This window comes from Candidatus Rickettsia tasmaniensis (genome assembly GCF_036857515.1).
GTDB lineage: Bacteria > Pseudomonadota > Alphaproteobacteria > Rickettsiales > Rickettsiaceae > Rickettsia > Rickettsia rickettsii.
The window spans coordinates 1-25,371 of sequence record NZ_JAQCNX010000007.1 but is presented as its reverse complement, the minus strand read 5'-3'; the positions used below and the strand labels follow the sequence as shown (position 1 = coordinate 25,371).

Genomic DNA, 25,371 nt, shown 5'->3' with positions numbered 1-25,371 from the left:
AATATATTTAAATATTAATATTTAATGCCAAATTATACAAGTTATATTATGTTACAGAATATTACACATATACTCGATGAACTTCAAAAATTGGCTGCGTCATTCTACAAGAGTTGCGATACTCACGTATTAAGTATACGCGCCGCTCCCCACCTTGTGGATTCCTTGCTCTTTTTGAAGTTGATCTTCGTCTATGTTAGTATAAGACTTCTTGCATAACTTACTAATAAGGAGAAATTTGAAGGAGACACGGAACGCAGAACCGCAGCGTACACGCAAGTAACGTGAGGATTCGAGTACCGGATCGACGTACAAATTACCCTTATTAGTAAGTTATGCAAGAAGTCTTATTAAAATCTATATAATGTATACTTAATAAAATACCAAAAATGATAAGCTACAAAACTACCGACTACGGCAAAAACGGAAAATAAGAAATCACTGCCGTTAATAGTGCCGTAAGGTACATGAGATGATAAAGCTCCGGCATATATACCGATGCTGCACATTGAAAAATACGAAAATAAAGCTGTTCTAAGTTCGTAATCCCTAAATTTATCAATTAGTATTAAAATATTGCAAATATAAATGGATCCTAAACAACTACCGATTAGTATTATATATAATATATTAAGGTTTTTATTAGTTCCATGAAGCGGTAGTAAAATAAAGCAGACGAGCAGAATTATAGTTAGTAATAAATTAGCCAAATATTTATTTACTTTGCTTAATATATAGCATATAGGAATTATAGAAAAACATATTGCTAGAAAAATATATTTTAGTATAAGTCTTAAATTAATTAATGCTAATTCTTTCTTTAATGCAAAAGCTTCATAATACCATAATATATCCAAGGTGACATAAGCAACTACAAAGCCTGTCAATAATTGTAATTCGACATTTTTTATTAAGGATGAAAATTTGGAATTTAAATTTAATTTATGAGATGTAGGATTATAATGCAGAAATTCGGTTAGTATATTGATACAATATAACAATGCACAAATTACTATAGTATTATTTGTCGGTTTTATAAATGGATTTAATAAATCTACCATTAAGTTTCCACCCGCCCATAACAACATTATACAAGCTAAAAAAAAATATTTCTTTTCTTTGCTACTCTCAATAATGTCTAATGTTATAGAAGTGAAATATGAAAATGTTCCAAAATTAATTACAATAAAATTAATTTTAATTAGAGTATAATTATTTAATAAAATTAGGTTTATTGTACAAATAATTAATAAAGATAAGCTAATTAAAATAATTTTTTGATTACTTAACTTATTAATTAACTGTGTTAAGGCAAAGCCTGCGATTATCGAACCTATAAATTTAGTTTGATTTATATGATTTATTTGTTCTCCGCCTAGATTTTTATTTAGCAGTAAAAAGATTTTAAAATTATAAAAATTTATAGCATTGATACAGGAAAAAATAAATATTCCCAAAAGTGAGAAAAAAATAGTTTTGTAATCGTTTTTTAAAGTCATAATATTAAGTGTTTGCTAAACATAAATACATGGTATATAACTCATAATTACAATGATTAAGATTATTATCTTAAAAATTAAAGAGATTCGTAATTCCATTATTTAAGTATATATGGATAGTTATTAGATTATCAGCTTTTAATCAAGTATGGTAGTCTTATTTATAATTTGTATATAATTATTGTTGAATTTTAAAAAAATTAATGAATTAAATAATATGCAAATATTTTAATGTAAGAAAAATAATAATATATTTTTTAGTATTTTAAAGAGGTGTTATTTGAAGTTTATCTAGAATTTCATTTTTGCTCTTTACTCATAGATAAATTATCTACTTAAATAAATTAATACAAGATAAACAATGATTTTTCTTAAGATACAAGCATTATATTAATTATTTGTTCTTCAAGTTAGTGAGCAAGATAAATGAATAAAAAGATTATAATTGATGCTAATTTTCCAAGCGAAACAAGAGTAGTTTTATTAGGACAAAGCAACAATATAGAAGATATTGAATTTCAAACAACCGTAAGACAACAAAATAAAGGTAACATTTATTTAGCAAAAGTTACAAGAATAGAACCGTCGCTACAAGCTGTTTTTATAGAGTACGGAATGGATAAAAGCGGTTTTTTACCGTTTAGTGAAATCCATCCTAACTATTACAATTTGCCCACCTCGGAGAGAAATTTTCCGGTTAATGCTTTGCCTGAAATAGCTCTTTCAAATATTACGGTTGAGGATGATAAAGAGAAACCGGCTGCTATATATGATTCTTTGGTTGATAGTGAAGAAATTGACCTAAAAACCATAGAAGATTTAGTAGAGAGTAAATTCCAGTCAGAACTTAATTTAGAAGCGGCTGATGATATTGAAATGATTCAAAGCGGTACCCCTGAGTCAAATATTCCGCAATATAAACAATATAAAGTTCAAGAAGTAATAAGAAAAAACCAAATATTATTAGTGCAGGTTACTAAGGAAGAACGAGGAAATAAGTGCGCCGCTTTTACTACTTATATATCCTTAGCTGGTAAATATTGTGTTTTAATGCCTAATAAAGGTTTGCAAAACGGTATATCGCGTAAAATATCAAACGGGGAAGAAAGAAAAAGACTGAAAGATATTTTAAATAAAATAGTAAGCGGTGACAAAAATACTTATAGCATCATTGTTAGAACCGCAGGTAGAGGAAGTAGCACCTTAGATTTAAAGAAAGACTATAATTATTTAGCAAGGTTATGGAATAAAATTCGTAAAAGTACTATTAAATTTCCGGCTCCGTGTTTTATTCATGAGGAAGATAGTATAATACGTAAAACCATACGTGATATGTGCGATCACAATGTTAAAGAGGTGGTAATTCAAGGACACGAGGGTTATGAAGACGCTTCAAAATTTATGCAGGATTTATTACCTTCAGAGCTTGCAAAGCTGAAAGAGCATAAAAGTAAAACTCCTATATTTACTAAGTTTCAAGTAGAAGAGCAATTAGTTAAATTATATCAGCCTGTAGTGACGTTACCTTCAGGAGGATATATCGTTATTAATCCTACGGAAGCTCTTATTGCAATTGATGTAAATTCCGGTAAATCAACTTCTGAACAAAATATTGAAGAAACGGCACTAAAAACTAATTTAGAAGCAGCCAAAGAAGTAGCAAAGCAAGTAAAGCTTAGAGATCTATCAGGTTTGATAGTTGTTGATTTTATAGACATGAGCGAAGCTAAGAATCGTAAAATTATTGAACGATCCTTTAAAGAGTTTTTAAGTCGTGATCGTGCTCGTATACAAACCGGTAATATTAGTCAGTTTGGACTACTTGAATTCTCAAGGCAGAGATTACGTTCTTCTTTCTTAGAAACTAATTCGGCAATTTGTTCTCATTGTAACGGTAAAGGAGTCATTAGAGCGAGTGACGCTAATGCTATGTTAATTTTACGTACTATAGAGAATGAAATTTTTGAAGAAAGAATTGATGTAATAAATGTTTTTACCAATATCGTTTCAGTTATTTATCTACTTAATAATAAACGTGCTGAGATAAAATTTATTGAAGAAAAATATAATATAAAGCTTAATTTTTATTCCGATCCTAATGCTACATCAGATAGTTATTCGATTGAAAAAGTGAAGCTGTTGAAGAAAAATAACAATAATGTTAATTCTGTTAAGCCGGTAATTCAGAATCATAGTGCCGATTATACTGAAGAAGAGCTGAAAAAAGAACAGTTACGCAAAAATAAACATAAATGGAAAATAGCTAATAATAGTAATAATATTGCTAATGAAGTAAAAGATAAGAGTTTAGAGGCAAAAGAATCGGTAGAGCAAACCGTAAGCGTTGTGGAAGAGGTGAAAGTGGTAGAAAGTAATGCCGGCTTAGAAGAAGCACAAGCTGCTCCAAAAAAGACAAAACGTAGATATCGTAATAAAACATCAAATAAGAAACGTCCTTCTAATACCGTCGAAGATACGGAAAAGAATGCAGAGTCTTGATTTGAGGGCTATAATATGTCATTCCTGCGAAAGCAGGAATCCAGTAATCCTTAATGTCACCCCGTGGCTTGACATTATTAGTATTTTTAGCTGGATCCCGCGATCAAGTCGCGGGGATGATAAATGTAAACCTATCCACGCAATAAGGCCTACGCGGGGATGACATAGCAATGCCGTAATGACGCGATAAAAAACATAAACTTAAAATAAAAGTGCAGAAAAGTTTAATTACAAAATGGTTGTGTATAAGTTGTATAATGGTCATAGCGACGATTGTTATAGGGGGGATAACAAGGCTTACCGGTTCTGGTTTATCTATAGTTGAATGGCGTCCGGTAACCGGTATTTTGCTGCCTTTTAGTTTTGAAAGCTGGCAAGCGGAATTTGCTAAATATAAAGCTTTTCCTGAATATAACTCCGTTAATTATGGAATTACTTTATCACAGTTTAAGTTTATTTATCTGTTAGAGTTTATACATCGATTACTCGGTAGAATTACAGCTTTAATATATATTGTACCTTTAATATATTTTTATTTTAAAGATGTTATAAAAAATCGTGACATGCTACCTTATATAATTGCTTTGTTGTTATTTTGCGTACAAGGCTTTATGGGGTGGTATATGGTTAAAAGCGGCTTGTTGAATAGCCCGTATGTTAGTCATTTTCGACTTGCTTTTCATTTAATTATCGCCGTAATTATTTATCACATACTTTTTTATCAACTAATAAAAAATCGTTGTGATATTTTGTTAATCCTGTCACAAACAGATTTTAAATTACCATTAATATTTTCCGGTATTGCTATTACTGTAGTATATGTGCAAATTTTTTTAGGTGCTTTAGTTGCAGGGCTTGATGCAGGGCTGATATATAATAGTTTTCCGCTAATGGATGATAGCTTTATCCCGATGGAGATAAAAGATAATTTCTTTGATCTTAAAAATTGGTATGATCCGGTTTTTATACAATTCATACATCGTTTAGGCGGTTATAGCGTATTTTTGGTTGTTGTAGTTTTGATAATTTGCTTGTTAAAAATAGAACATCCGAAATTAAATAAGATAGCGTATTTTCTAATGATTGCATTATTGATGCAGGTATCTACCGGAATAATTACTCTTTTATACTCTGTACCTATAATAATTGCCTCTATACATCAGCTTTTTGCTATAATCCTTTTATCTATAATAATTTGGTGCTTTTTTTTAATAAAAAGTTCCTAATTTATTAAAAATATGATCATCGATGTCAATACTCCTATTTCTTCTAGATTAGATAAATATTTAAAACGTCTATATCCCTTATTGACTCAAGGAGTAATAGAGAAAGCATTACGTCAAAAACAAATTACCGTTAATTCTCAGAAAGCAGAAGCGAGTTTAAGAGTAAAGGGCGGCGATAAAATTTTTATTAACGATAAGTTTAATTTACCTGTTAAGCAATCTGAAAAATTAGTTTTTACCGACGCTGAAATTAAGCTAGCGAAGAAAATTACTACCGATTATTTGATATATGCAGATGGTAATTTAATAGCTATAAATAAACCTGCAGGTCTTGCTACTCAAGGCGGTAGTAAAATAAATTTATCTATTGACTCTGCATTAAAATATTTGAATTATAAAGGTGCTGATTTTAAGCTAGTACATAGATTAGATAAAGAAACAAGCGGTTTGCTCTTAATAGCCAAAAATTATTTAAGTAGTGTAAAACTTCATGATGCTTTTAAAGAAACATTGGTTGTAAAAACATATTTTGCTGTAACCTATGGGAAGCCAATTAAAAATGTAGGCGAAGTTAGAAGTAATATAGAAAAGAGTAAAGGAAGTACACCTAAAATTACTGATATTGATAGTGAAAATGGTAAACTTGCCATTACTTATTATAAAGTACTTAAATCACTTGATAATAACTTATTTTTAATTGAATTTATGCCGGTTACAGGTAGAATGCATCAATTAAGGTTGCATGCTAAATTATTAGGTTGTCCGATACTTGGAGATGATAAATATGGTAATAAAGAAATAATGCCATATAGTAAATATATGTTCTTGCATGCTAATAATATATGTTTATCTGAAAAAATTTTTGGTCAAGCGATTAAGTTAGAAGCAAAATTACCGTTTTATTTTACTAGACGTCTTATATAACTTACTTCTAAAGGTAATTTGTACGTCGATCCGGTACTCGAATCCTCATGTCAAGTGTATGCTGTGGTTCTGCGTTCCGTGTCTCCTTTAAATTTCTCTTTATTAGCTGCGTTATATAAGACGTCTATTGATAAGTTTGTGGAGTGTTGCAGTTATGATTCGTAGATATTTTTTATTGCTGTTTTTTTTTATTACTAATTGTATTGATTGTTTTGCAGATATACAGCAAAGAATCAATGAAGCAGAAAAAGAATATATAAGTAATAGATTTTTAAATGCCGTTTTTATGTTTGCCGATGATTATAAACCTTTATTAACCGGTGCTAAAGGAATTTTTGCTTTAAATGGTGAGCAATTAAAAGCAAATGAAATGATGCCTATTGCTTCTGCTACAAAGCCTTTTACGGCAGCGGGAATCTTAAAATTACAAGAACAGGCATTATTAAATATTAACGATAAAATTTATAAATATCTTGATCCGGAAATGTGGGGTGGAAAAGTGCCGGATTGGGCATATAAAATATCTATCCATAATTTATTAACGCATAGTAGCGGTATTGCTGAATATTTTAGTTTTGTTAAACTTGATTTAAATATGTCTAAGAAAGAGATGCACAAGAAAATATTACAATTTGTTTCTTCTAAGCCTTTAGAAATATCTATAGGGAAAAATTTTAAATATAGTAATACTAATTTTGTTATACTCGGTATGATTATAGAAAAGGTGGCTAAAAAAGATTTAGCTAATTTTTTTTATGATGAATTTTTTAAACCGCTTAATATGAAATCTACTAGTTTTGCTTCATATAGTGAAGCCGCTAGAATCCAAAAAAATGTTATTAGTTCTAATTATCCGGTAAGATATTTTTTAATGCCTAATAATAGTAATAAACCTATATTTACTCCTGTAACTGCTGATTTTTTAGCAGTTCCTTGTGCTGACGGTGGTATAATATCAACACCGGTTGATCTTATTAGATGGTATAGGGCATTAAATGAGGAGAAAATTCTTTCTAAGAAGTCGTATAAACTTATGACTACTAAATATTTTTTAGCAAAAGATATAGAAGGGCGTAAGTCTTATATGGGTTACGGTATTTTTCTTACTGATCTTGATTCTAAGCGTTTAATGATTCATTATACGGGAAAAGCCCTTGGAATACAAAGTGACGCAGGATATGTTTTGCCTGATAATCTTTATTTTGCTATACTCAGTAATACTATGATAAAAATTCCTGAAGAAGAAAAAGATAAAATTGACATGAAAAATCCTTTAAATCAACTTGGAATAATTTATTTTAGAGATGCAATAATAGGGGCCGCTATAAAAAATTAAATAGATTTGTTGTATAACCTATCTTATAAAGAGGAATTTGAAAGAAACACGGAACGCAGCACCGTAGCGTATACTTAGTACGTGAGGATGCGAGTACCGGATTGACATACAAATTACCTTTAGAAGGAGGTTATACAACAAATCTAATGAAGATAGTTACTTGGAATATTAATTCATTGCGTCTACGGATCGATTTATTAAGAAAATTAGCATATGAACATCAGCCGGATATTATTTTACTTCAAGAAACAAAGGTAGCTGACTCATTATTTCCTCTTGAAGTTATTAAAAATATAGGCTATGAACATGTAATATATTCAGGGCAGAAATCATATAACGGTGTTGCTATTATTTCAAAATTTCCTTTGAATAATGTTTTTTCATTGGAGTTATATAATAGTGATAAAAGACATATAGCAGCTATAGTTAATGATATAGAAATACATAATTTTTATGTTCCTGCCGGCGGTGATATACCTGATATCGAGGTAAATACAAAATTTAAGCATAAGCTCGAATATGTAAGGTTAATGCAGGAATGGTTAACAACTAACCGTACTAAAAACGATAAAATGATTATTGTCGGGGACTTGAACATTGCTCCGCATGAACATGATGTATGGTCTAGTAAGCAGTTGCGAAATGTTATCAGCCATACCGATATTGAGCGCTCGTTATTGGTAGAGCTACAAAATGCGTTAGGTTTTATTGATAGTAGCAGACATTTCGTATCGCTTGACGAAAAATTTTATACTTGGTGGAGTTATAGAAATATAGATTGGAAAAAATCTAACAGAGGTAGAAGGCTTGATCATATTTGGGTTAGCGATAATTTAAAAGGTGCATTATTTTCTATGCATTTACTACCAGAAGCACGTGATTGGTCTTCACCTTCGGATCATGTACCATATTTTGTGACTTTTAATTTACAGATGTTACCCTGTGGCTTGACCACGGGGGTCAGTTTAAAATAAAAAAAAGACTGGATCCCGTGGTCAAGCCACGGGATGACAATAGTCTTAAGGAGTAATTAGTGGATATTAAGTTAGGAAAATATAAGCCGACAAAGGAAGAATATATAAAAAGCTTTAGAGATATGCTCCTACTGCGTCGTTTTGAAGAAAAATGCGGTCAGTTATACGGAATGGGAGAAATCGGTGGTTTTTGTCATTTATATATAGGGCAAGAAGCAGTAATTTCTGCAGTAGGTATGGTTAAACAAAAAGGTGATAGCACTATTACTAGCTATCGTGACCATGCTCATATTATTTTAGCAGGAACTGAGCCTAAGTATGTTCTTGCCGAGCTTATGGGGCGTGCTACAGGTTGCTCGAAAGGTAAAGGTGGCTCGATGCATTTATTTAATGTACCAAACAAATTTTACGGTGGACACGGTATAGTAGGGGCTCAAGTACCGATAGGCACAGGGCTTGCGTTTGCTGAAAAATATAACGATACGCATAATATCTGTTTTACTTTTTTAGGTGACGGTGCTGTTAATCAAGGTCAGGTATATGAAGCTTTTAATATGGCTGCTTTATGGGGTTTGCCGGTAGTTTATATTATTGAAAATAACGAATATTCGATGGGGACGTCTATAGCACGTTCTACCTTTATGCGTGATTTATATAAGAAAGGGGCATCGTTTGGGATTAAAGGATTTCAGCTAGACGGTATGGATTTTGAAGAAATGTATGACGGCTCTAAGCAAGCAGCCGAGTATGTTAGAGAAAATAGCTTTCCGCTGATATTAGAGGTAAAAACTTATCGTTATCGTGGGCATTCGATGTCCGACCCGGCAAAATATCGCAGTAAAGAAGAAGTTGAGCAATATAAAGAGCGTGATCCGTTGGTAATAATAAGAAAAACGATACTCGACAATAAATATGTAACCGAAGCGGATTTAAAAGAAACAGAACAGTCGGTAAAAGAAATTGTGAAAGAAGCAGTAGAATTCTCAGAAAATTCACCGCTACCTGATGAAGGGGAGTTGTATACACAGGTGTACTGTTAAGGCGTCATTGCGAGGAAAAACTGTAAGTTTTGACAAAGCAATCTCAGGAATTTGTTATTATTTCATGAGATTGCCACGCAGCCTACGGCTGCTCGCAATGACGTTCACGCAGGCAAGCCTCCTTGCAATAACGTTTAATTAATCAAATAAAAAAGAAAAATGCAAATAACGGTACGTGAAGTGTTGCGTGATGCAATGCAAGAAGAGATGATAAGAGACGACAAGGTTTTCGTCATAGGCGAGGAAGTTGCAGAATATCAAGGAGCTTACAAGGTAACTCAAGGATTACTAGAGCGATTTGGTCCTAAGAGGGTAATTGATACACCGATAACGGAATATGGTTTTGCAGGGCTTGCAGTCGGGGCAGCTTTTGCAGGACTTCGCCCGATCGTGGAGTTTATGACCTTTAACTTTGCTATGCAAGCATTCGATCACATAGTTAATTCAGCTGCAAAAACGCATTACATGTCAGGCGGGCAGGTCAAATGTCCGATAGTATTTAGAGGACCAAACGGAGCAGCAAGTAGAGTAGCTGCACAACATAGCCAAAATTATACAGCTTGCTATTCCCACATTCCGGGATTAAAAGTGGTAGCTCCTTATAGTGCAGAAGATCATAAAGGACTTATGCTTACAGCTATTAGGGACGATAATCCCGTTGTTTTTTTAGAAAATGAAATTTTATACAGTCATAGTTTTGACGTGCCGGAAACAATCGAGCCTATACCCTTTGGTCAGGCAAAAATTTTAAGAGAGGGTAGTAGTGTCACTATAGTAACTTTCTCGATTCAAGTAAAACTTGCCTTAGATGCTGCAAATGTTTTGCAGAATGATAATATTGATTGCGAGGTTATTGATCTTCGCACTATTAAACCGCTTGATACTGAGACAATAATAGAATCAGTGAAAAAAACTAATCGTTTAGTTGTAGTGGAAGAAGGGTGGTTTTTTGCAGGTGTTGGTGCAAGTATAGCTTCTATTGTTATGAAAGAAGCATTTGATTATTTAGATGCTCCAATAGAGATTGTAAGCGGCAAAGATCTTCCCCTTCCTTATGCTGTTAATTTAGAAACACTAGCTCTACCGAGTGAGAGCGATGTAATAGAAGCCGTTAAAAAGGTTTGTTATTATAGTATTTAATGTATTAGCTTAGTTTTTTCGTCATTGCGAGCAACTGAAAGGAGCGTGGCAATCCCATAAAGCAAGATTCCAGAGATTGCTTTGTCAAAACTTACAGTTTTTCCTCGCAATGACGATGTCAACTTTTTTTAGGCATATACCTACTTTGCAGCTCTTTTACGGTCGTTAGGGTCAAGTAGAGCTTTACGTAAACGAATAGATTTCGGTGTTACTTCAACTCGCTCGTCATCTTGTATATAGCTGATTGCCTGCTCTAACGTTAAAAGCATTGGCGGAGTTAGCCTTATGGCTTCGTCTTTACCTGCTGCTCTAACATTGCTCAGTTGTTTCGCTTTTAGTGGGTTTACCTCTAAATCATTATCACGATTATGTTCGCCGATAATCATGCCTTTATATACTTTGTCACTAGGGTTTATAAACATTTTTCCCCTTTCTTCTAGATTCCATAGAGCATATGCGACTGCTGCCCCGTCACCGTTAGAGATAAGCACGCCGTTACGTCTTCCCTCGACATTTCCTTTATAATCAGCATATCCGTGGAAAATACGATTCATAATCCCTGTGCCTCGTGTTTCGGTTAAAAACTGGCTGTGATAGCCGATTAACCCTCTAGACGGCCCGATAAACGTAACACGGCTTTTACCGCCGCCTGACGGCCTCATATCAGTCATTTCGGCTTTTCTCAGTGCTAAAGATTTTACGACTACTCCAACATAATCATCATCAACGTCAACTTGGATTTCTTCCATCGGTTCTTGCTTATTACCTTTCTCATCAGTTTGGAATAATACTTCGGGTCTGCTAATAGATAGCTCAAACCCTTCACGACGCATAGTTTCAATTAAGATACCAAGTTGTAACTCACCACGCCCTGCAACTTGGAAAGCATTTTTCTCGGCAGCTTCAGTAACTTTTAAGGCAACGTTACTTTCAAGCTCACGCATTAACCTAGCTCCAATTAAGCTCGACGTAACTTTTGTCCCTTCGCTTCCTGCAAGCGGTGAGTCATTAACGCTAAAAGTCATGGATAAAGTCGGCGGATCGATAGGTAGAGACGGTATGGCCTCGGTTACCTCAGGGGAGCAGATAGTATCGGCAACGTTGGCGTTTTCAACGCCTGCTACGGCAATAATATCGCCGGCTGTAGCATCATTTACAGCGATTCGCTCTAAGCCTCTAAAGGCTAATATTTTAGTGATACGTCCGGTTTCAAGTACTTTATTCTCACGATTTAATACTTTTACGTTTTGGTTAATTTTAACAATGCCGCTTTGTACACGACCTGTTAAAACCCTACCGAAGAAAGAATTATATTCTCTAGTAGTAACAAGCATAGAAAACGGTGCTTTGTCATCGGCTAAGGGTTTTGGTACATGCTGTACTATAAGGTCGAAAAGCGGTGCTAAATCATCTGCTAAATTGTCTAAAGGATTAATTTTATCATCAAAGGTTAAAGATGCTCTACCTGCTCTACCTGATGCATAAACTATAGGGAAGTCAAGCTGATCGTTGTTTGCTTCAAGTGCCACAAATAGCTCAAATACTTCATCGATAACTTCTTTAATTCTTTGGTCATCTCTATCGATTTTATTAATAACGACAATAGGTTTTAAGCCGAGATTTAACGCTTTAGAAAGCACGAATTTTGTTTGCGGCATTGGTCCTTCCGATGCATCGACAAGTAGTACTACACCGTCAACCATGCTAAGGATGCGTTCTACTTCACCGCCAAAATCGGCGTGTCCTGGCGTATCAACTATATTGATACGGATATCGTTCCACATAAGAGCAGTGCATTTGGCAAGTATCGTGATTCCACGCTCACGCTCAAGATCGTTAGAGTCCATAGCACGCTCAGCAACTGCTTGGTTAGCTCTAAATGTTCCGCTTTGTTTAAGTATGTTATCAACAAGCGTAGTTTTCCCATGATCAACGTGGGCAATAATTGCTATATTACGAATAGATGTCATCTTTAAAAATTCTCACAAGTTTACAATAGTTTTTCGTATTATACACTAAAATACCAAAAATTGGAATATAAGTTCTTGAAAAAGAAATTGATTTAACTATAGAGTAAAAATTACTAAGAATTTTTAAACTTTAAAATAAGAGAAATTAATGAACGATAATACAGCTTTATTTATATTTGATTGTGACACTACTTTAGTTGGACATTCGCATAATTATATCGGAGAGAGGTTAGGAGGTTTGTAATATACAAAATCGCTTTTTTAGCTCCTATGAAGAACGAGAGCAAGAAAAAGTTAGGCTTGAGCAAAAATTTTCTATAGAGCTGATGGAGAAATTCCTAGATAATGAAAATTTAGGTTGGAAAAATGAAGAGCAAATAGTACGCCTTTTTAAGAATATTATATTATCCGGTCATAAAATAGCTATAGCATCATTTAATGATTATCCTCATGTTGTAAAATATGCATTAGAAAGGTTACTAGGAAAGGAAGATGCAGCAAAAATTTATATAAAATCAGCTTTACCTCCTAATAATTTTGAAGAAATACAAAATTGTACTAAAAAAGAATATATAAGAGAAATAATTAATAATACCGAAATAACTAATAAAAAAACGTATTTTTCATGGATGATGATATTAAACATGTCAATGCTGTAAAAGACTATGGTATTAAAGTAGTTTGGGTTAAGAACAAAGGAATGGAGCATATTCATGAAGCTTTTAATTTTTTATATGAATTTAATGAACAGCATGAAATTTATGTTGAGCTAGAAGAACCGGTTACTGAACCTTTGCTTAGTGATGCAGAGAGTGCCTATTTAAGTCCTGAAGCAATAAAAGCTATTTCGTTTGAACCTATTTCTAGTGATTATTATTCGGATGGCGAATATACCCCATGGGGAGGCGGGAATGTGCCAATGTTAGGTAAAGGTTAAGTTTTTAATTATAGACAAATTGCTTGATGTTATTTATTCTTAGATTAATAAGGGTGTTGCTCTAGTGTCATTCCCGCGTAGGCGGGAATCCAGTCATCTTGAATGTCATCCCGCGACTTGATCGCGGGATCTCAGGATACTGCCTGTGACACAAGATCCTGTGGTCAAGCCACGGGATGACAATCCTAGCCGACACCGTTTAACCTAAAAGGATCGAGGATGATAATATACCGAATATTATGTTTATGCATATTCATAATAAATTTCTCAACGATTACGGAGGCACAAAATGTGCCAATTAAAGAAGATAATTTTAAAGTTAGAGTAGCTGTTGCTGATGTCCAATCTATATTGGAAGGTTCGATCGCTATAAAAGATTTGCGTAATAAAATCGAAAAGCTTAATCATAAAATTCAAGAGGATATTGCTGCAAAAGAAGCAGAATTTAAACCGTTGGAAGAGAAACTGCTAAATGAGCGTTCTCATTTAAGTGAAACCGAATTTGAGCATAAAGTAAACGAATTTAATGCAAAAGTTAGCCACGTTAGAAAAGAAATTCAGATTAAGAAAACAAAGCTTGAACAAGCCCACGCTGAGGCTATGAGTAGAGTCCATGAAACAACTATTACAATAATTAGTGAACTTGCCGAGAAATATAACCTTAATTTGGTAATTCCAAGTGCTCAAGTCTTATATGCCAAAAATAATTTGAATATAACTTCCGAAGTGACTTTTATGTTGAATGAGAGATTAAAAGAAGTAACAATAAACTATTGATAGTGTTGTATGGATTTTTGTGTGTCATTCCCGCATAGGCGGTAATCCAGAAAAATAACTTCAATATTGATACAGAAGTTACATATTTGATATACTGGATTCCCGCCTACTCGGGAATGATATAAACAAGAGAGTATTTAATATGGCAGAATTTACACCGATTACAATTGCATACGGGGACGGTATAGGTCCTGAAATAATGGAGGCAGTGCTTTACATATTACGTAAAGCCGAGGCTCGTATTCGTTTAGAAACCATTGAAATAGGTGAAAAGCTTTACAAGAAGTATTATACTTCAGGCATAAGCGAGGAAAGCTGGGAATCAATACAACGCACCGGTATTATACTTAAAGCCCCGATTACTACTCCGCAAGGTGGAGGATATAAAAGTTTAAATGTCACGATTCGTAAAACATTACAGCTTTTTGCTAATATTCGTCCTTCCGTTTCGTTTCATCCTTTTACTAGAACATTACATCCAAATTTGAACCTAACTATTATACGTGAGAATGAGGAAGATTTATACGCAGGTATAGAATACCGCCAAACGCATAATACGTATGAGTCAATGAAGTTGATAAGTCATACAGGATGTGAGAAGATTATTAGATATGCTTTTGAATATGCAGTAAAAAATAACCGTAAAAAAGTCACGTGTTTAAGCAAAGATAATATTATGAAATTTTCCGATGGGGTTTTGCATAAAGTATTTAATGAGATTGCAAAAGAATACCCGCAAATTAATAACGCGCATTATATTATCGATATCGGGACGGCAAGGCTTGCTACCAAACCGGAAATATTTGACGTTATCGTAACTTCTAATTTATACGGTGATATCATATCTGACGTAGCTGCTGAAATTTCAGGCTCGGTAGGTCTTGCAGGTTCTGCAAATATTGGGCAGCATTATGCGATGTTTGAAGCGGTACATGGAAGTGCTCCCGATATTGCCGGTAAAGATATCGCAAATCCATCAGGGCTTTTAAATGCTGCAATAATGATGCTAGTACATATAGGGCAGGGTGATATCGCTACATTAATCGAAAATGCTTGGAAAAAAACTATAGAGGATGGCGTTCATACAGCCGATATATATAACAAGCAGAGTTCTAGTAAAAAAGTCGGTACAAAAGAATTTGCCGAAGAAGTAACGAAAAGATTAGGACAGTTACCGACAAAGCTACCTAAAGCAGATTATCCCTTAATTGCTGAGAAGCAAGAAAGCAATATAGATTATAAAATTGATACTAAAGAAGTTAAGAAATTGGTCGGTACGGATATATTTGTGAATATGAATGTATCTTCCGCTCACGATATAGCAGATAAAGTTAATAAACTTGATCTTGGTAATTTTGAGTTAAAAACAATCTCGTCAAAAGGATTAAAGCTGTGGCCTCGTGATACAAGGTTTGAAACTGTTTCCGATCATTGGTGTTGTCGTTTTATGAATAAAGACGGTACAGAAATAAAGCATTTAGATATAACAAGATTGCTTGAAGCTTTAAGCACAGCAAATATCGATTTTATCAAAGTAGAGAATCTGTTTGAGTTTGATGGGGTTGCAGGTTATAGCTTGGCTCAAGGTGAGTAAAAACGTCATTGCGAGTGAACTTTAGTTCATGCGGCAAGCTCAGGACTTTTGCATGAGATTGCTTCGTCAATTATTTCATAATTTCCTCGCAATGACGAAAAAAGGATAAACACAATGACACTATACTATATAGGAATTTTATTAGTAATTATTGGCTTATTTGCTATATTTTCAGGAATAATCGGTTTTTTTAGATTTCCTGATTTTTATACTAAATTACATGCAGCAAGTGTTATTGAGAGTTTCGGTGTGCCTATTTGCTTAATAGGTTTTTCGTGCATTGAAGCAGATATTGTGAACTCTGTTAAATTAATTTTAGCGGCTTTATTGATTTTTATACTAAATCCGGTAGCAACTCATGCACTTGGTAAAGCATCTTTATTTATGAAAATTAGAGCTGATAGTACCGTCATTGCGAGGAAAATTACGAAGTAATTGACGAAGCACAATCTCAGGATGCTTGATAAGATTGCCACGTCGAAATTACGTTTCTCCTCGCAATGACGTTAAATTTTAACAACCATATGATAGTAAAGACAGTTTTAAATTTTGATCTCGGCAATTACCTACTTAACTTAATTGCTTTTTTATTGATCTTAATCTCGATAAAAATAATTTTTGCTAAAGATTTACTAAATGCAGTGATTGCTGCTTCTGTATTTAGCTTATTAATTGATGTATCCTATCTTATTATGGATGCTCCTGATGTTGCAATGACCGAGGCAGCACTTGGAGCTTGCTTATCAACATGCGTATATTTGAATTTGTTGCGTAAATTACCTTCGGATTTAAAGAATATTGAGAGAACTAATATTATTCCAGCAAGTTTAATATGTTTATTGTTTGTAGTAACTCTTGCTTATATGGGGCTAGAATTACCGAATTACGGTGATGATAATGCTCCTATTCATATGCATTCAAGTAAATATTATATTGAAAATACCTCTAGAGATATAGGTATACCTTCTTTTGTTGCGGCTATTCTTGCAAGTTATCGTGGATATGATACTTTAGGTGAAACTAGCGTAATTTTAATTGCAGGAATTGCTGTGCTGTTGATATTTTCAAGAAAGTCTGATGATGTCATACCGCGACTTGATCGCGGTATCTCAGGACACAGCAGGCGATACAAGATCCCGTGGTCAAGCCACGGGATGACAAATCCAATAATAAAATATATTACTAGTTTTATAATACCTTATATAATTTTATATAGTATATATATTCAGCTTAACGGTGAGTCTTCGCCGGGTGGTGGGTTTCAAGCAGGTGTTATATTTGCATCTAGCCTTATTGCTTATGATTTAGTTTACGGTAATCGAAAATTAAGCCGATATTTTCCTCCTAACGTGCTAGTTTGTATTGCGGTTTTAGGTGTAGCAATATATGCAATTGTAGGAACAATATCACTCTTTTTTAACGATAATTATTTAAATTATTATTCACTAACAAATTTTATCAATGATAAGCTACTTGCTCAGCATATTGCGATAGTTATTGTTGAAATTGGTATAGGTTTAACTGTTGCAGCTATTATGTACTTAATTTACAACGTATTTAATAATTATGAATAGTCTATTTGTACTAATTAAGCGTGAATTGATAGTGCAGAATCGCATTAATAATATAATTAAATATCTAGTTATATTTTTTTTATTTTGCATAATTAGTACTGTTTTAATTAACAGTGAAAGGGATATTAACAAATTCGGTTTAATTTTTTCGGTAATTTGTTTATTAATTTCATTAATCGGTTTTTCTTCGGTTATATTTAAATCTGATTTGGAAGACGGAAGCTTAGAGTTATTATTATCAATTGTTAGTCATGAAAAAATTATATTGGCTAAATTTTTTGCTATATTTATCAGCAGTACGATAGGGCTGGTTTTTGTTTTACCCATTATTTATGTTTTTTTTGATCAAACTTTGCTTGAGATAATATTTTTCTTTATTAGTGTATGGATGATATTAGTGTTATCAAGTAGTTTAGTAGTGTTATCCGGTAGCGTGCAATGTTATTTTAAGAAGAATGCTAACTTTGTTGGTACGTTTATCATGCCGTTATTAATTCCGAATATTATAATGACAGGTTTAATATTACAAGATAATAACTTACAATTAATTTTTATTATGATAGGCATTAATTTAGTATTTTTACCGATTTCATTCTTCTTGAGTTCCTGTTTAATTAAAAATATTTATAATATTACGTGATTTTGCTTTATTTTTACTAATGTAGTGATATAAAATAAGATGAATATTATTAATAAATTTTTTTGAGCAAAATATATGTGGCAGGCTTTACGAAGGTTAATAGCAGCAAATCCTATGGGATTTTTTCTGTGGTCTATTATCACTAAATGGTATTTAATTATAGCAGTTGCTTCCTTAATTACTTTATATTATACAGTATTGGGCTTAAAAAAAATTGGGTTTATAGATTATTTTACTGAAACTACAGTCGAGATATTAGATACAACTAAAGCAGTTGCTCAAAATTGTACTACAAAACTCGGTCCTAATTGGAATCATTTAGTTAGTTTTTGGAATTGCTTAAGTGATCCTGGCGAATATAAGCATGAAGAAGGGACAGGCGCAAAAGTGTTAGAAGATGAAATAAATAAGCTTACGCCAAAACAAGCAAATAGTGCTGCAGACGCTGAACGTCCTATAATAAATCCTTATGAAGAACTAGAAAATCCAAATAATCTTAATAATACCCCAAGCGGTAGTAATAATAATCGTTAATTTATGTCACTTTAATATTATATGTCGGATACTGAAGATAATAAAAACAAACAAACAACACGTCGTGATTTTATGGTGCTAACGGCTAGTAGTGTTGCAGCAGTTGGGGCAGCATGTACTCTTTGGCCTCTCATTGATTCTTTAAACCCTTCTGCGGACGTGCTAGCTTTATCATCAATTGAGGTTGATTTATCAAATATTGCGGTGGGTCAAACAGTTACAGTTAAATGGCAAGGTAAACCGGTTTTTATCACTAACCGTACGCCTGACAAAATAGCTGAAGCAAAAGCCGTTAAAATGTCAGAGCTGATTGATCCTGAAGCAGATGAAGCACGTGTGAAAGCAGGGCATGATAATTGGCTGGTGACAATCGGGATCTGTACGCATTTAGGTTGTGTGCCGCTTGCTAATCAAGGTGAATATGATGGATGGTTCTGTCCGTGCCATGGTTCACAATATGATTCTTCAGGTAGAGTTAGAAGAGGTCCTGCTCCTTTAAATTTAGCTGTGCCGCCTTACACTTTTATTAGCGACAAAAAAATTAGAATCGGGTAATTTATTTATGAATGAAGATATTACCCCTAAAAAGCCTAATGCTATTATAGAATGGATAGATTATCGTCTTCCTATTTTTGTGTTCCTAAAGCATTTTAGTCATTATCAAACTCCGAAAAATCTTAGCTATTTGTGGAATTTAGGCTCTATTGCCGGTATTGCGTTAGTGATTCAGATAATCACCGGCGTCATACTTGCTATGCACTATACTCCGCATGTTGATCATGCTTTCGATAGTGTTGAGCGAATCATGCGTAACGTGAATTACGGTTGGTTACTGCGTTATACTCATGCGGTAGGTGCATCGATGTTTTTTGCCGCCGTATACTTACACATAGCAAGAGGTTTGTATTACGGCTCTTATAAAGCGCCTAGAGAACTGCTTTGGCATATCGGTATCATCATTTTTCTAACCATGATGGCTACTGCTTTCATGGGTTACGTGCTTCCTTGGGGGCAGATGAGCTACTGGGGAGCGACGGTTATTACTAATTTATTTTCCGCTATTCCGTTAATAGGGGAATTCATAGTTACATGGTTATGGGGTGGTTTTTCTGTTGATAACCCGACATTAAATAGGTTTTTCTCACTGCATTATTTATTGCCGTTTATTATTGTTGCTTTAGTGATGCTGCATTTAGTGGCCTTGCATCAGCATGGTTCAAATAACCCAAAAGGTATAGATGTTAAAAGCCCTAAAGATACTATTCCGTTCCACCCTTATTATACCGTAAAGGATTTTGTCGGTTTCGGAGTTTATTTCATAATATTTGCCTATTTTATTTTTTACGAACCTAATTATTTAGGACATCCCGATAATTACATTCCGGCAAATCCGTTAGTTACGCCTGCCCACATTGTCCCTGAATGGTATTTTCTGCCGTTTTATGCAATACTTAGAGCCGTGCCGTCTAAGCTCGGTGGGGTGCTATTAATGTTCGGAAGTATATTTGTGTTATTCTTACTACCTTGGCTTGATACTTCAAAAGTTAGAAGTAGCAATTATAGACCGATATACCGAATTGCTTTTTGGATATTTATGGCAGATTGTTTATTGCTTGGTTATTTAGGCGGGCAGCCGGCAGAAGAGCCGTATATTACCATTAGCCGTTTTGCTGCTTGTTATTACTTTTTTCATGTCTTAGTAGTTCTGCCGCTGATAGGTAAATATGAAAAACCGCTGCCATTGCCGGAGGAGTTGTAAGAGTTAAGTCATTGCGAAGAAATTGCATAGCAATTGACGCAGCAATCTCAGGAATTTGTTATTATTTCATGAGATTGCCGTGCAGCCTATGGTTGCTTGCAATGACGTTTTTTGTATTATACAAATTTATGAAGTAACCAATAGTATATATAGTAACTAACAAGAAAAATGGTATACTCTATACTGATATTACTTTTAATTTAATAAAAAGAATATATCAACACAAAAATGATACAATTAAGGGGTTTAGTAAAAAGTATGATTGCAAAATTTTAGTATTTTATGAGATTCATCAACTATGAATTCAGCAATAAATAGAGAAAAACAAATTAAAGCCGGTTTAAGAGACAAAAAAATTAAATTAATAGAACAAGCAAATATAAATTGGGATTATTTGTATAATGAAATTATTCTGTAATAAAAACATCATTGCAAGGAAAGACAAAATCTTAACACAACAATCTTATAAAATAATATATAAACTCCTGAGATTGCTTCGTCAACATTTTCAATTTTCTCTTGCAATGACGACTCAAAAAAATTTATGAAAACTAAACTACTTATCTCTATCATCATACTACTAACTTCGTGCTTAAGTTTAGCCAACGAAGAAGTATTACATCCAAAAAAGATGAAATGGTCATTTGACGGCGTATTTGGTACAGTTAATCGTGAAGCAGCACAAAGAGGTTTTCAGGTCTATAAAGAAGTTTGTAGTGTCTGTCACGGTTTAAACAATTTATATTACCGTAATCTTAAAGATATCGGCTTTTCGGATGATGAGATAAAAGAGATTGCCAAAGGCTATACGATAAAAGACGGACCTAATGATGACGGTGAGATGTTTGACCGCCCCGCTTTTCCCTCTGATCGTTTTGTACCTCCTTACCCTAATGAGCAAGCAGCAAGAGCAGCTAATAACGGTGCCCATCCTCCTGATTTATCGTTGATAATAAAAGCACGTCATGACGGAGCTAATTATATATATTCACTACTTACCGGCTATACCGAACCGCCGGCAGATTTTAAGCTGATGCAGGGAACTCATTATAATCCCTATTTCCCTGGCGAGCAAATAGCAATGCCGCCGCCGCTTACAGACGGGCAGGTAACCTATATGGACGGTACTAACGCAAGTGTAGAGCAGCTGTCGCAAGACGTTGTGGTATTTCTACAATGGGCAGCTGAGCCGGAAATGGAACATCGTAAATCTATGGGTCTTAAAGTTATGATGTTTTTAGCGGTATTTACTATCTTTTTCTATATTGCAAAAAACCGCATTTGGTCTAATTTAAAGTAATTGTTAAGTGGATCAGTTTTCCTATTATTGGCGTTGTTGCATGGATCATTAAACATGTTCGATGTCATTTCTGCGAAAGCAGGAATCCAGTAAAAAATGATAAAAACACAGCAAACTATATAAAAATTTAGTATATAATTAGATTAAAAAACTGGATTCCTGCTTTCGCAGGAACGACATAAATAATCAGTCCATGCTGCCCCTTTTTGCCTCTTTCTTAGTATAATGACTTATCTTTGCTATACTTATCCTAAAATTTATATAGATAGGTATTTATGATTACTTTACTTGCGGCGATAACAGGATTTATTAGTGCAATAATTCCTGAAATTTTGAAAATATATAAAGATATTAACGCCAGAAAACACGAGATAAATATTTTAGACCGTCAAATTGCTAATAACAAACTTAATCAGTCTAAAACTTTTACAGAGCTTACCATATCACAAGAAATGGCAGAGCAATATTCTCTTTACTCCACTTATAAAGCAGGTGTTAGTTGGGTTGATGCTTTAAATGGCTCGGTAAGACCTGTGCTTGCCTATAGCTTTTTTGCAATGTATGGAGGAGTTAAATATGTTTAATATAAATCGTTAAAAAGTTCTGCTCTGCTAGTTGAATATCTAGATATATTATGGAGTATAGAAGATCAAACTATTTTTGCAGAGATTATTAGTTTTTATTTTAGGCAGCGTACTTTCAGCAAATTATGGAAATGTAAGACTTGAATTTTAAATAGATAATTTTATATATTTAAATATATAACTAACAAAATTAATGGTGGTTTTATGTTAAAGAGCGTAAGATTATATATTCCGTCTATAGCAGCTATGATTTTATCTAGTAATATTGCAATAGCTAATAAGAATTATGATTCCGGTAATGCAACGCCACTGCGTCAGGTAGCAGATTTAATAGATAATCAAATTACAAATATTGATAATTTATTTAAAAATAGATTGCCGCTTTATGAATCTAATAGCATAAAAAGCAATTTTATTACTAAAGATAAGCAGTATATTATTGTTATGGAAGTACCTGGCTTTGATAAAAGTCAAATTAAGGTTAAAGTAAACGGTAATAAATTATTTATTACAGGGAATATAGAAGAAAAAAATAAAGCTGATGATTCAGATAATTATATGAATAAAAATTTTAATTATATAATATCATTATATGAAGATGTAGATCAGGCACATATCTCTTCAAGCCTTAAGAATGGAATACTTACTATTATTCTACCTCGTATTGAGATTAAAGAACAAGAAGCAAGAGAGATAGTAATTGATTAATCAAGCATTGCTAAATATTAGCATTTAATTTTTCTGAAACAAAACCTTTCTCTATATAGTTAGGTAATTTTATTAGCTCCTGCTTTAGTTCATTATCTACTCCTATGGTTTCAAATTTTCGATCGACTAAGAAAATTATAGGTTTAGTGTTATGAATAAAGAAGAAGTCAAAATTCGGTTTGTTATCAAAATATCGATTAACACGAGGAAAATGATAAGCATGAGTAACAATAGCAATTTCAGCGTTACTTAAGTCAATATTACCGTTTTCATGCTCTTTATATAGAGTTTTAAATTGTCCGCCGGTATTGGTTTGGTATTCCAGCAGCGTAAAAATATAAAAATTTTCTTTTGGATAATCGGTAATAATATTTTTATCAAGCGTTTCTTGTAGTAATTTATTATCATACGCTCCGCCGTTAAACAAAATCATCGGTCCGTATTTTTTCAATTCTTCATATGTTAGGCTAGATATTTGCTTATCAAGTTTTTTAGCTGCTACTTCTCTTGCAATCTCTATGCCAAGCCTCATCCTATTATATCCGTCCTCTTTATCTGCAGCCCCTATATTTTGAGTATCGGAATTGATAGGTATTTTGGTATAAGAATGTCTTGCGGATTTTTTCATTAGCAGGATCAAACTCTAGATTATTTAGATCGGTTATTACCTGCTCAAAATGTTTATCTTGAGTAAATTTTTGATAACTCTGAAATCCTAGAACCGAGGCTATAGCTATAATAAATATAGAAATAGCAGTAGTAAAGTTTTTCTAGTTTTTCATGTTGCGATAAAAATAATAAGGTTGAAATATGAAAAGGTCATACCAAGGCTTGACCATGATATCAAGAAAAATAACTTTTAGTAATTTATTCGCTTTTTAGCTTTGCTAGATCTTGAGGGGTAGGCAGGAATTTTTCAAGCTTTTTAGGTAATGTTGCTGTAAGCTTAAATTGTAATACTCCTATTGGTTTTTGGATGCCTTCTATAGCGTATTCTACAGTAATACCTTGTTTTTCTTCGCACAAAATTAACCCAATTGTAGGATTATCCGAATTATCTTTAATTGTGCGATCCATTAAATTAAGATAAAAATTTAGTTTACCGGCATATTCCGGCTTAAACTTGCCGGTTTTTAATTCAATAACAACATAGCATTTGAGTTTTATGTGATAAAAAACTAAATCCAAATAGTAATCTTCTCCCTCAAGTTCTATATGATACTGATTGTCAACAAATGCAAAACCTTGTCCTAACTCTAATAAAAAGTTTTTAATATTATCTATCAATTTATTTTCTAAATCTCGTTCTATTATTTTACCTTGAATATCTAAAAATTCTAAGTTATACGGGTCTTTTATAATCGACCTTGCTAAATCAGACTGTAGCTCAGGCAAAAAGTATTGGAAAAGTTATTTATACCTTTCGCTGACCTTGCATGTAAATTACTTTTAATTTGCAAAGATAATACATTTCTTGACCAACCATTTTCGATGGTTTGTTGTGCATACCAAATTCTTTGATTTATATTTTTTAGTTTTGAAAAAATAATAATATTATGACTCCATGGGATTTCTCCAGCCGCCTGTTGGAGAATTTGGTCATTATTATATTCTGCAAAAAACTGACGCATATAAGAAAGGTTTTGATATTATAATCCTTTCATTTCAGGAAATTCTTTACGCAAATTATCAGAAATATTTTGAATAACTTTTGATCCCCATTTTTCTTTATTCTGACGTTCTAAAATTAATTTTCCTATATTCCAATAAAGAACTATCAATTCTTTATTTACTGCTAAATGGGCTCTAATACGAGCTTTGCTAATTTCTTGTTTTAAATTTTTAATTAAATCAGTATATGATTCATTACTTAAAGTATTGCTCATTGATTTTCACTACTTCTTACCACCCGCATTCATAGCAAGGTTTGCGGAAACAAATTCTTCAAGGTCACCGTCAAGCACTCCTTTAGTATCAGAAGTTTCATAATTGGTACGTAAATCTTTTACCATTTGATAAGGTTGCAAAACATATGATCTAATTTGATGTCCCCAGCTATTATCGGTTTTAGCGGCATTCTGCTCGTTAACGCTATCGGTACGTTTTTGCATTTCAAGCTCATAGAGTTTGGCTTGAAGCATTTTCATAGCTTGAGCTTTATTTTTATGCTGCGATCTATCGCTTTGGCATTGTGTTACCGTACCGGTCGGTATATGAGTGATACGTACAGCTGAATCGGTAGTATTAACGTGCTGCCCGCCGGCTCCCGATGCTCTAAAAGTATCGATTCTTAAATCTTTATCCTCAATAGTAATTGCTATATTATCATCAATTTCGGGATATACCCAGCTACTTG

Annotated in this window: 25 protein-coding genes and 6 pseudogenes; 24 read left to right on the top strand and 7 right to left on the bottom strand. The window is 33.3% G+C overall.

The window, feature by feature from the left end; translation table 11 throughout:
- Positions 1-205 precede the first annotated feature (205 nt).
- Positions 206-355: pseudogene (locus O6R16_RS02250) on the top strand (palindromic element RPE1 domain-containing protein); the annotation flags it as partial.
- On the opposite strand, the gene O6R16_RS02245 reads toward O6R16_RS02250, so the two are convergent.
- Complete coding sequence (locus O6R16_RS02245; protein ID WP_499679826.1) at positions 351-1,499, bottom strand: hypothetical protein; 1,149 nt, start codon at positions 1,497-1,499, stop codon at positions 351-353. The pseudogene O6R16_RS02250 and the gene O6R16_RS02245 overlap by 5 nt on opposite strands.
- Before the next feature lie 426 nt (positions 1,500-1,925).
- On the opposite strand from O6R16_RS02245, the gene O6R16_RS02240 reads away from it, so the two are divergent.
- The 3 genes from O6R16_RS02240 (at position 1,926) to O6R16_RS02230 (ending at position 6,148) form a co-directional block, all read left to right on the top strand.
- Positions 1,926-3,998, top strand: coding sequence for an Rne/Rng family ribonuclease (locus O6R16_RS02240; protein WP_499679825.1), 2,073 nt, complete (start codon positions 1,926-1,928; stop codon positions 3,996-3,998).
- A gap of 212 nt (positions 3,999-4,210) precedes the next feature.
- Positions 4,211-5,224 carry a COX15/CtaA family protein gene (locus O6R16_RS02235; RefSeq protein WP_499679824.1) on the top strand — a complete coding sequence of 338 codons (1,014 nt, stop codon included), beginning with the start codon at positions 4,211-4,213 and terminating at the stop codon, positions 5,222-5,224.
- A gap of 12 nt (positions 5,225-5,236) precedes the next feature.
- A complete protein-coding gene (locus O6R16_RS02230) occupies positions 5,237-6,148 on the top strand; it encodes an RluA family pseudouridine synthase (RefSeq protein WP_499679823.1) in 912 nt (303 codons plus the stop codon).
- Here the strand turns inward: O6R16_RS02230 and O6R16_RS02225 are convergent.
- Positions 6,130-6,300: pseudogene (locus O6R16_RS02225) on the bottom strand (palindromic element RPE1 domain-containing protein); the annotation flags it as partial. The gene O6R16_RS02230 and the pseudogene O6R16_RS02225 sit on opposite strands and share 19 nt — an antisense overlap.
- A 2-nt stretch (positions 6,301-6,302) precedes the next feature.
- Here O6R16_RS02225 and O6R16_RS02220 point away from each other — a divergent pair.
- From O6R16_RS02220 to O6R16_RS02200, 5 genes and pseudogenes are all read left to right on the top strand, one after another.
- Positions 6,303-7,484 carry a serine hydrolase domain-containing protein gene (locus O6R16_RS02220; RefSeq protein WP_499679822.1) on the top strand — a complete coding sequence of 394 codons (1,182 nt, stop codon included), beginning with the start codon at positions 6,303-6,305 and terminating at the stop codon, positions 7,482-7,484.
- Positions 7,485-7,618, top strand: a pseudogene (locus O6R16_RS02215) (palindromic element RPE1 domain-containing protein); the annotation flags it as partial.
- A 12-nt stretch (positions 7,619-7,630) separates the two neighbouring features.
- A complete protein-coding gene (xth, locus tag O6R16_RS02210) occupies positions 7,631-8,458 on the top strand; it encodes an exodeoxyribonuclease III (protein WP_499679850.1) in 828 nt (275 codons plus the stop codon).
- Positions 8,459-8,517: 59 nt separating this feature from the next.
- Entirely contained in the window at positions 8,518-9,498 is a 981-nt protein-coding gene (pdhA, locus tag O6R16_RS02205; protein WP_499679821.1) for a pyruvate dehydrogenase (acetyl-transferring) E1 component subunit alpha, read from the top strand.
- Between the two features lie 159 nt (positions 9,499-9,657).
- A complete protein-coding gene (locus O6R16_RS02200) occupies positions 9,658-10,638 on the top strand; it encodes a pyruvate dehydrogenase complex E1 component subunit beta (RefSeq protein WP_499679820.1) in 981 nt (326 codons plus the stop codon).
- Between the two features lie 140 nt (positions 10,639-10,778).
- Here the strand turns inward: O6R16_RS02200 and typA are convergent, their stop codons facing one another.
- Entirely contained in the window at positions 10,779-12,608 is a 1,830-nt protein-coding gene (gene typA / locus O6R16_RS02195; protein ID WP_499679819.1) for a translational GTPase TypA, read from the bottom strand.
- A 148-nt stretch (positions 12,609-12,756) separates the two neighbouring features.
- Between typA and O6R16_RS02190 the strand changes: the two are divergent.
- The 15 genes and pseudogenes from O6R16_RS02190 to O6R16_RS02120 all read left to right on the top strand — a co-directional run.
- Positions 12,757-12,973, top strand: a pseudogene (locus tag O6R16_RS02190) (hypothetical protein); the annotation flags it as partial.
- Positions 12,974-13,233: 260 nt separating this feature from the next.
- Positions 13,234-13,545, top strand: a complete 312-nt coding sequence (locus tag O6R16_RS02185) for a hypothetical protein (RefSeq protein WP_499679853.1) — start codon at positions 13,234-13,236, stop codon at positions 13,543-13,545.
- A gap of 222 nt (positions 13,546-13,767) precedes the next feature.
- Complete coding sequence (locus O6R16_RS02180) at positions 13,768-14,322, top strand: OmpH family outer membrane protein (RefSeq protein WP_017443209.1); 555 nt, start codon at positions 13,768-13,770, stop codon at positions 14,320-14,322.
- Positions 14,323-14,464: 142 nt separating this feature from the next.
- Positions 14,465-15,916, top strand: a complete 1,452-nt coding sequence (locus tag O6R16_RS02175; RefSeq protein ID WP_499679818.1) for an NADP-dependent isocitrate dehydrogenase — start codon at positions 14,465-14,467, stop codon at positions 15,914-15,916.
- Positions 15,917-16,030: 114 nt separating this feature from the next.
- Positions 16,031-16,351: a Na+/H+ antiporter subunit G gene (locus O6R16_RS02170; protein WP_499679817.1), complete on the top strand. Its 321-nt coding sequence runs from the start codon at positions 16,031-16,033 to the stop codon at positions 16,349-16,351.
- Positions 16,352-16,416: 65 nt separating this feature from the next.
- A complete protein-coding gene (locus O6R16_RS02165) occupies positions 16,417-17,490 on the top strand; it encodes a DUF4040 domain-containing protein (RefSeq protein WP_499679816.1) in 1,074 nt (357 codons plus the stop codon).
- Positions 17,483-18,130: a heme exporter protein CcmB gene (locus tag O6R16_RS02160; protein ID WP_392506156.1), complete on the top strand. Its 648-nt coding sequence runs from the start codon at positions 17,483-17,485 to the stop codon at positions 18,128-18,130. Before O6R16_RS02165 ends, O6R16_RS02160 begins: the two co-directional genes overlap by 8 nt.
- 75 nt (positions 18,131-18,205) lie before the next feature.
- Entirely contained in the window at positions 18,206-18,664 is a 459-nt protein-coding gene (locus O6R16_RS02155; RefSeq protein ID WP_499679815.1) for a DUF2670 domain-containing protein, read from the top strand.
- 21 nt (positions 18,665-18,685) lie between these two features.
- A complete protein-coding gene (gene petA, locus O6R16_RS02150) occupies positions 18,686-19,219 on the top strand; it encodes a ubiquinol-cytochrome c reductase iron-sulfur subunit (RefSeq protein ID WP_499679814.1) in 534 nt (177 codons plus the stop codon).
- 7 nt (positions 19,220-19,226) lie between these two features.
- Complete coding sequence (locus O6R16_RS02145) at positions 19,227-20,423, top strand: cytochrome b (RefSeq protein WP_499679813.1); 1,197 nt, start codon at positions 19,227-19,229, stop codon at positions 20,421-20,423.
- 140 nt (positions 20,424-20,563) lie between these two features.
- Positions 20,564-20,725, top strand: coding sequence for a GIY-YIG nuclease family protein (locus tag O6R16_RS02140; RefSeq protein WP_499679849.1), 162 nt, complete (start codon positions 20,564-20,566; stop codon positions 20,723-20,725).
- The gene (locus tag O6R16_RS02135) at positions 20,722-20,841 is read left to right on the top strand and encodes a GIY-YIG nuclease family protein (protein WP_499679812.1); all 120 of its coding nucleotides are present in this window, start codon (positions 20,722-20,724) and stop codon (positions 20,839-20,841) included. The genes O6R16_RS02140 and O6R16_RS02135 overlap by 4 nt, the downstream gene beginning before the upstream one ends.
- A gap of 126 nt (positions 20,842-20,967) precedes the next feature.
- The gene (locus O6R16_RS02130) at positions 20,968-21,723 is read left to right on the top strand and encodes a cytochrome c1 (RefSeq protein WP_499679811.1); all 756 of its coding nucleotides are present in this window, start codon (positions 20,968-20,970) and stop codon (positions 21,721-21,723) included.
- 275 nt (positions 21,724-21,998) lie between these two features.
- Positions 21,999-22,307, top strand: coding sequence for a hypothetical protein (locus tag O6R16_RS02125; RefSeq protein ID WP_499679852.1), 309 nt, complete (start codon positions 21,999-22,001; stop codon positions 22,305-22,307).
- 204 nt (positions 22,308-22,511) lie between these two features.
- The gene (locus O6R16_RS02120) at positions 22,512-23,015 is read left to right on the top strand and encodes an Hsp20/alpha crystallin family protein (protein ID WP_499679810.1); all 504 of its coding nucleotides are present in this window, start codon (positions 22,512-22,514) and stop codon (positions 23,013-23,015) included.
- A gap of 249 nt (positions 23,016-23,264) precedes the next feature.
- Here O6R16_RS02120 and O6R16_RS02115 read toward each other — a convergent pair.
- The 4 genes and pseudogenes from O6R16_RS02115 to O6R16_RS02100 form a co-directional block, all read right to left on the bottom strand.
- Positions 23,265-23,448 (bottom strand): annotated as a pseudogene (locus O6R16_RS02115) (hypothetical protein).
- A 434-nt stretch (positions 23,449-23,882) separates the two neighbouring features.
- Positions 23,883-24,410: a PDDEXK nuclease domain-containing protein gene (locus O6R16_RS02110; protein ID WP_499679809.1), complete on the bottom strand. Its 528-nt coding sequence runs from the start codon at positions 24,408-24,410 to the stop codon at positions 23,883-23,885.
- A pseudogene (locus tag O6R16_RS02105) lies at positions 24,386-24,901 on the bottom strand (DUF1016 N-terminal domain-containing protein). The gene O6R16_RS02110 and the pseudogene O6R16_RS02105 overlap by 25 nt, the downstream one beginning before the upstream one ends.
- A gap of 9 nt (positions 24,902-24,910) precedes the next feature.
- Positions 24,911-25,371: peptide chain release factor-like protein (locus tag O6R16_RS02100; RefSeq protein ID WP_499679808.1), on the bottom strand; the 461-nt coding region annotated here is incomplete at its 5' end.

Bases quoted from the DNA above. Each gene is read 5' to 3' on its own strand.
- O6R16_RS02245 (WP_499679826.1), bottom strand. From the start codon at position 1,499: ATGACTTTAAAAAACGATTACAAAACTATTTTTTTCTCACTTTTGGGA.
- O6R16_RS02240 (WP_499679825.1), top strand. From the start codon at position 1,926: ATGAATAAAAAGATTATAATTGATGCTAATTTTCCAAGCGAAACAAGA.
- O6R16_RS02230 (WP_499679823.1), top strand. From the start codon at position 5,237: ATGATCATCGATGTCAATACTCCTATTTCTTCTAGATTAGATAAATAT.
- O6R16_RS02220 (WP_499679822.1), top strand. From the start codon at position 6,303: ATGATTCGTAGATATTTTTTATTGCTGTTTTTTTTTATTACTAATTGT.
- xth (WP_499679850.1), top strand. From the start codon at position 7,631: ATGAAGATAGTTACTTGGAATATTAATTCATTGCGTCTACGGATCGAT.
- O6R16_RS02200 (WP_499679820.1), top strand. From the start codon at position 9,658: ATGCAAATAACGGTACGTGAAGTGTTGCGTGATGCAATGCAAGAAGAG.
- typA (WP_499679819.1), bottom strand. From the start codon at position 12,608: ATGACATCTATTCGTAATATAGCAATTATTGCCCACGTTGATCATGGG.
- O6R16_RS02185 (WP_499679853.1), top strand. From the start codon at position 13,234: ATGGATGATGATATTAAACATGTCAATGCTGTAAAAGACTATGGTATT.
- O6R16_RS02175 (WP_499679818.1), top strand. From the start codon at position 14,465: ATGGCAGAATTTACACCGATTACAATTGCATACGGGGACGGTATAGGT.
- O6R16_RS02170 (WP_499679817.1), top strand. From the start codon at position 16,031: ATGACACTATACTATATAGGAATTTTATTAGTAATTATTGGCTTATTT.
- O6R16_RS02165 (WP_499679816.1), top strand. From the start codon at position 16,417: ATGACGTTAAATTTTAACAACCATATGATAGTAAAGACAGTTTTAAAT.
- O6R16_RS02160 (WP_392506156.1), top strand. From the start codon at position 17,483: ATGAATAGTCTATTTGTACTAATTAAGCGTGAATTGATAGTGCAGAAT.
- O6R16_RS02155 (WP_499679815.1), top strand. From the start codon at position 18,206: ATGTGGCAGGCTTTACGAAGGTTAATAGCAGCAAATCCTATGGGATTT.
- petA (WP_499679814.1), top strand. From the start codon at position 18,686: ATGTCGGATACTGAAGATAATAAAAACAAACAAACAACACGTCGTGAT.
- O6R16_RS02145 (WP_499679813.1), top strand. From the start codon at position 19,227: ATGAATGAAGATATTACCCCTAAAAAGCCTAATGCTATTATAGAATGG.
- O6R16_RS02135 (WP_499679812.1), top strand. From the start codon at position 20,722: ATGAATTCAGCAATAAATAGAGAAAAACAAATTAAAGCCGGTTTAAGA.
- O6R16_RS02130 (WP_499679811.1), top strand. From the start codon at position 20,968: ATGAAAACTAAACTACTTATCTCTATCATCATACTACTAACTTCGTGC.
- O6R16_RS02125 (WP_499679852.1), top strand. From the start codon at position 21,999: ATGATTACTTTACTTGCGGCGATAACAGGATTTATTAGTGCAATAATT.
- O6R16_RS02120 (WP_499679810.1), top strand. From the start codon at position 22,512: ATGTTAAAGAGCGTAAGATTATATATTCCGTCTATAGCAGCTATGATT.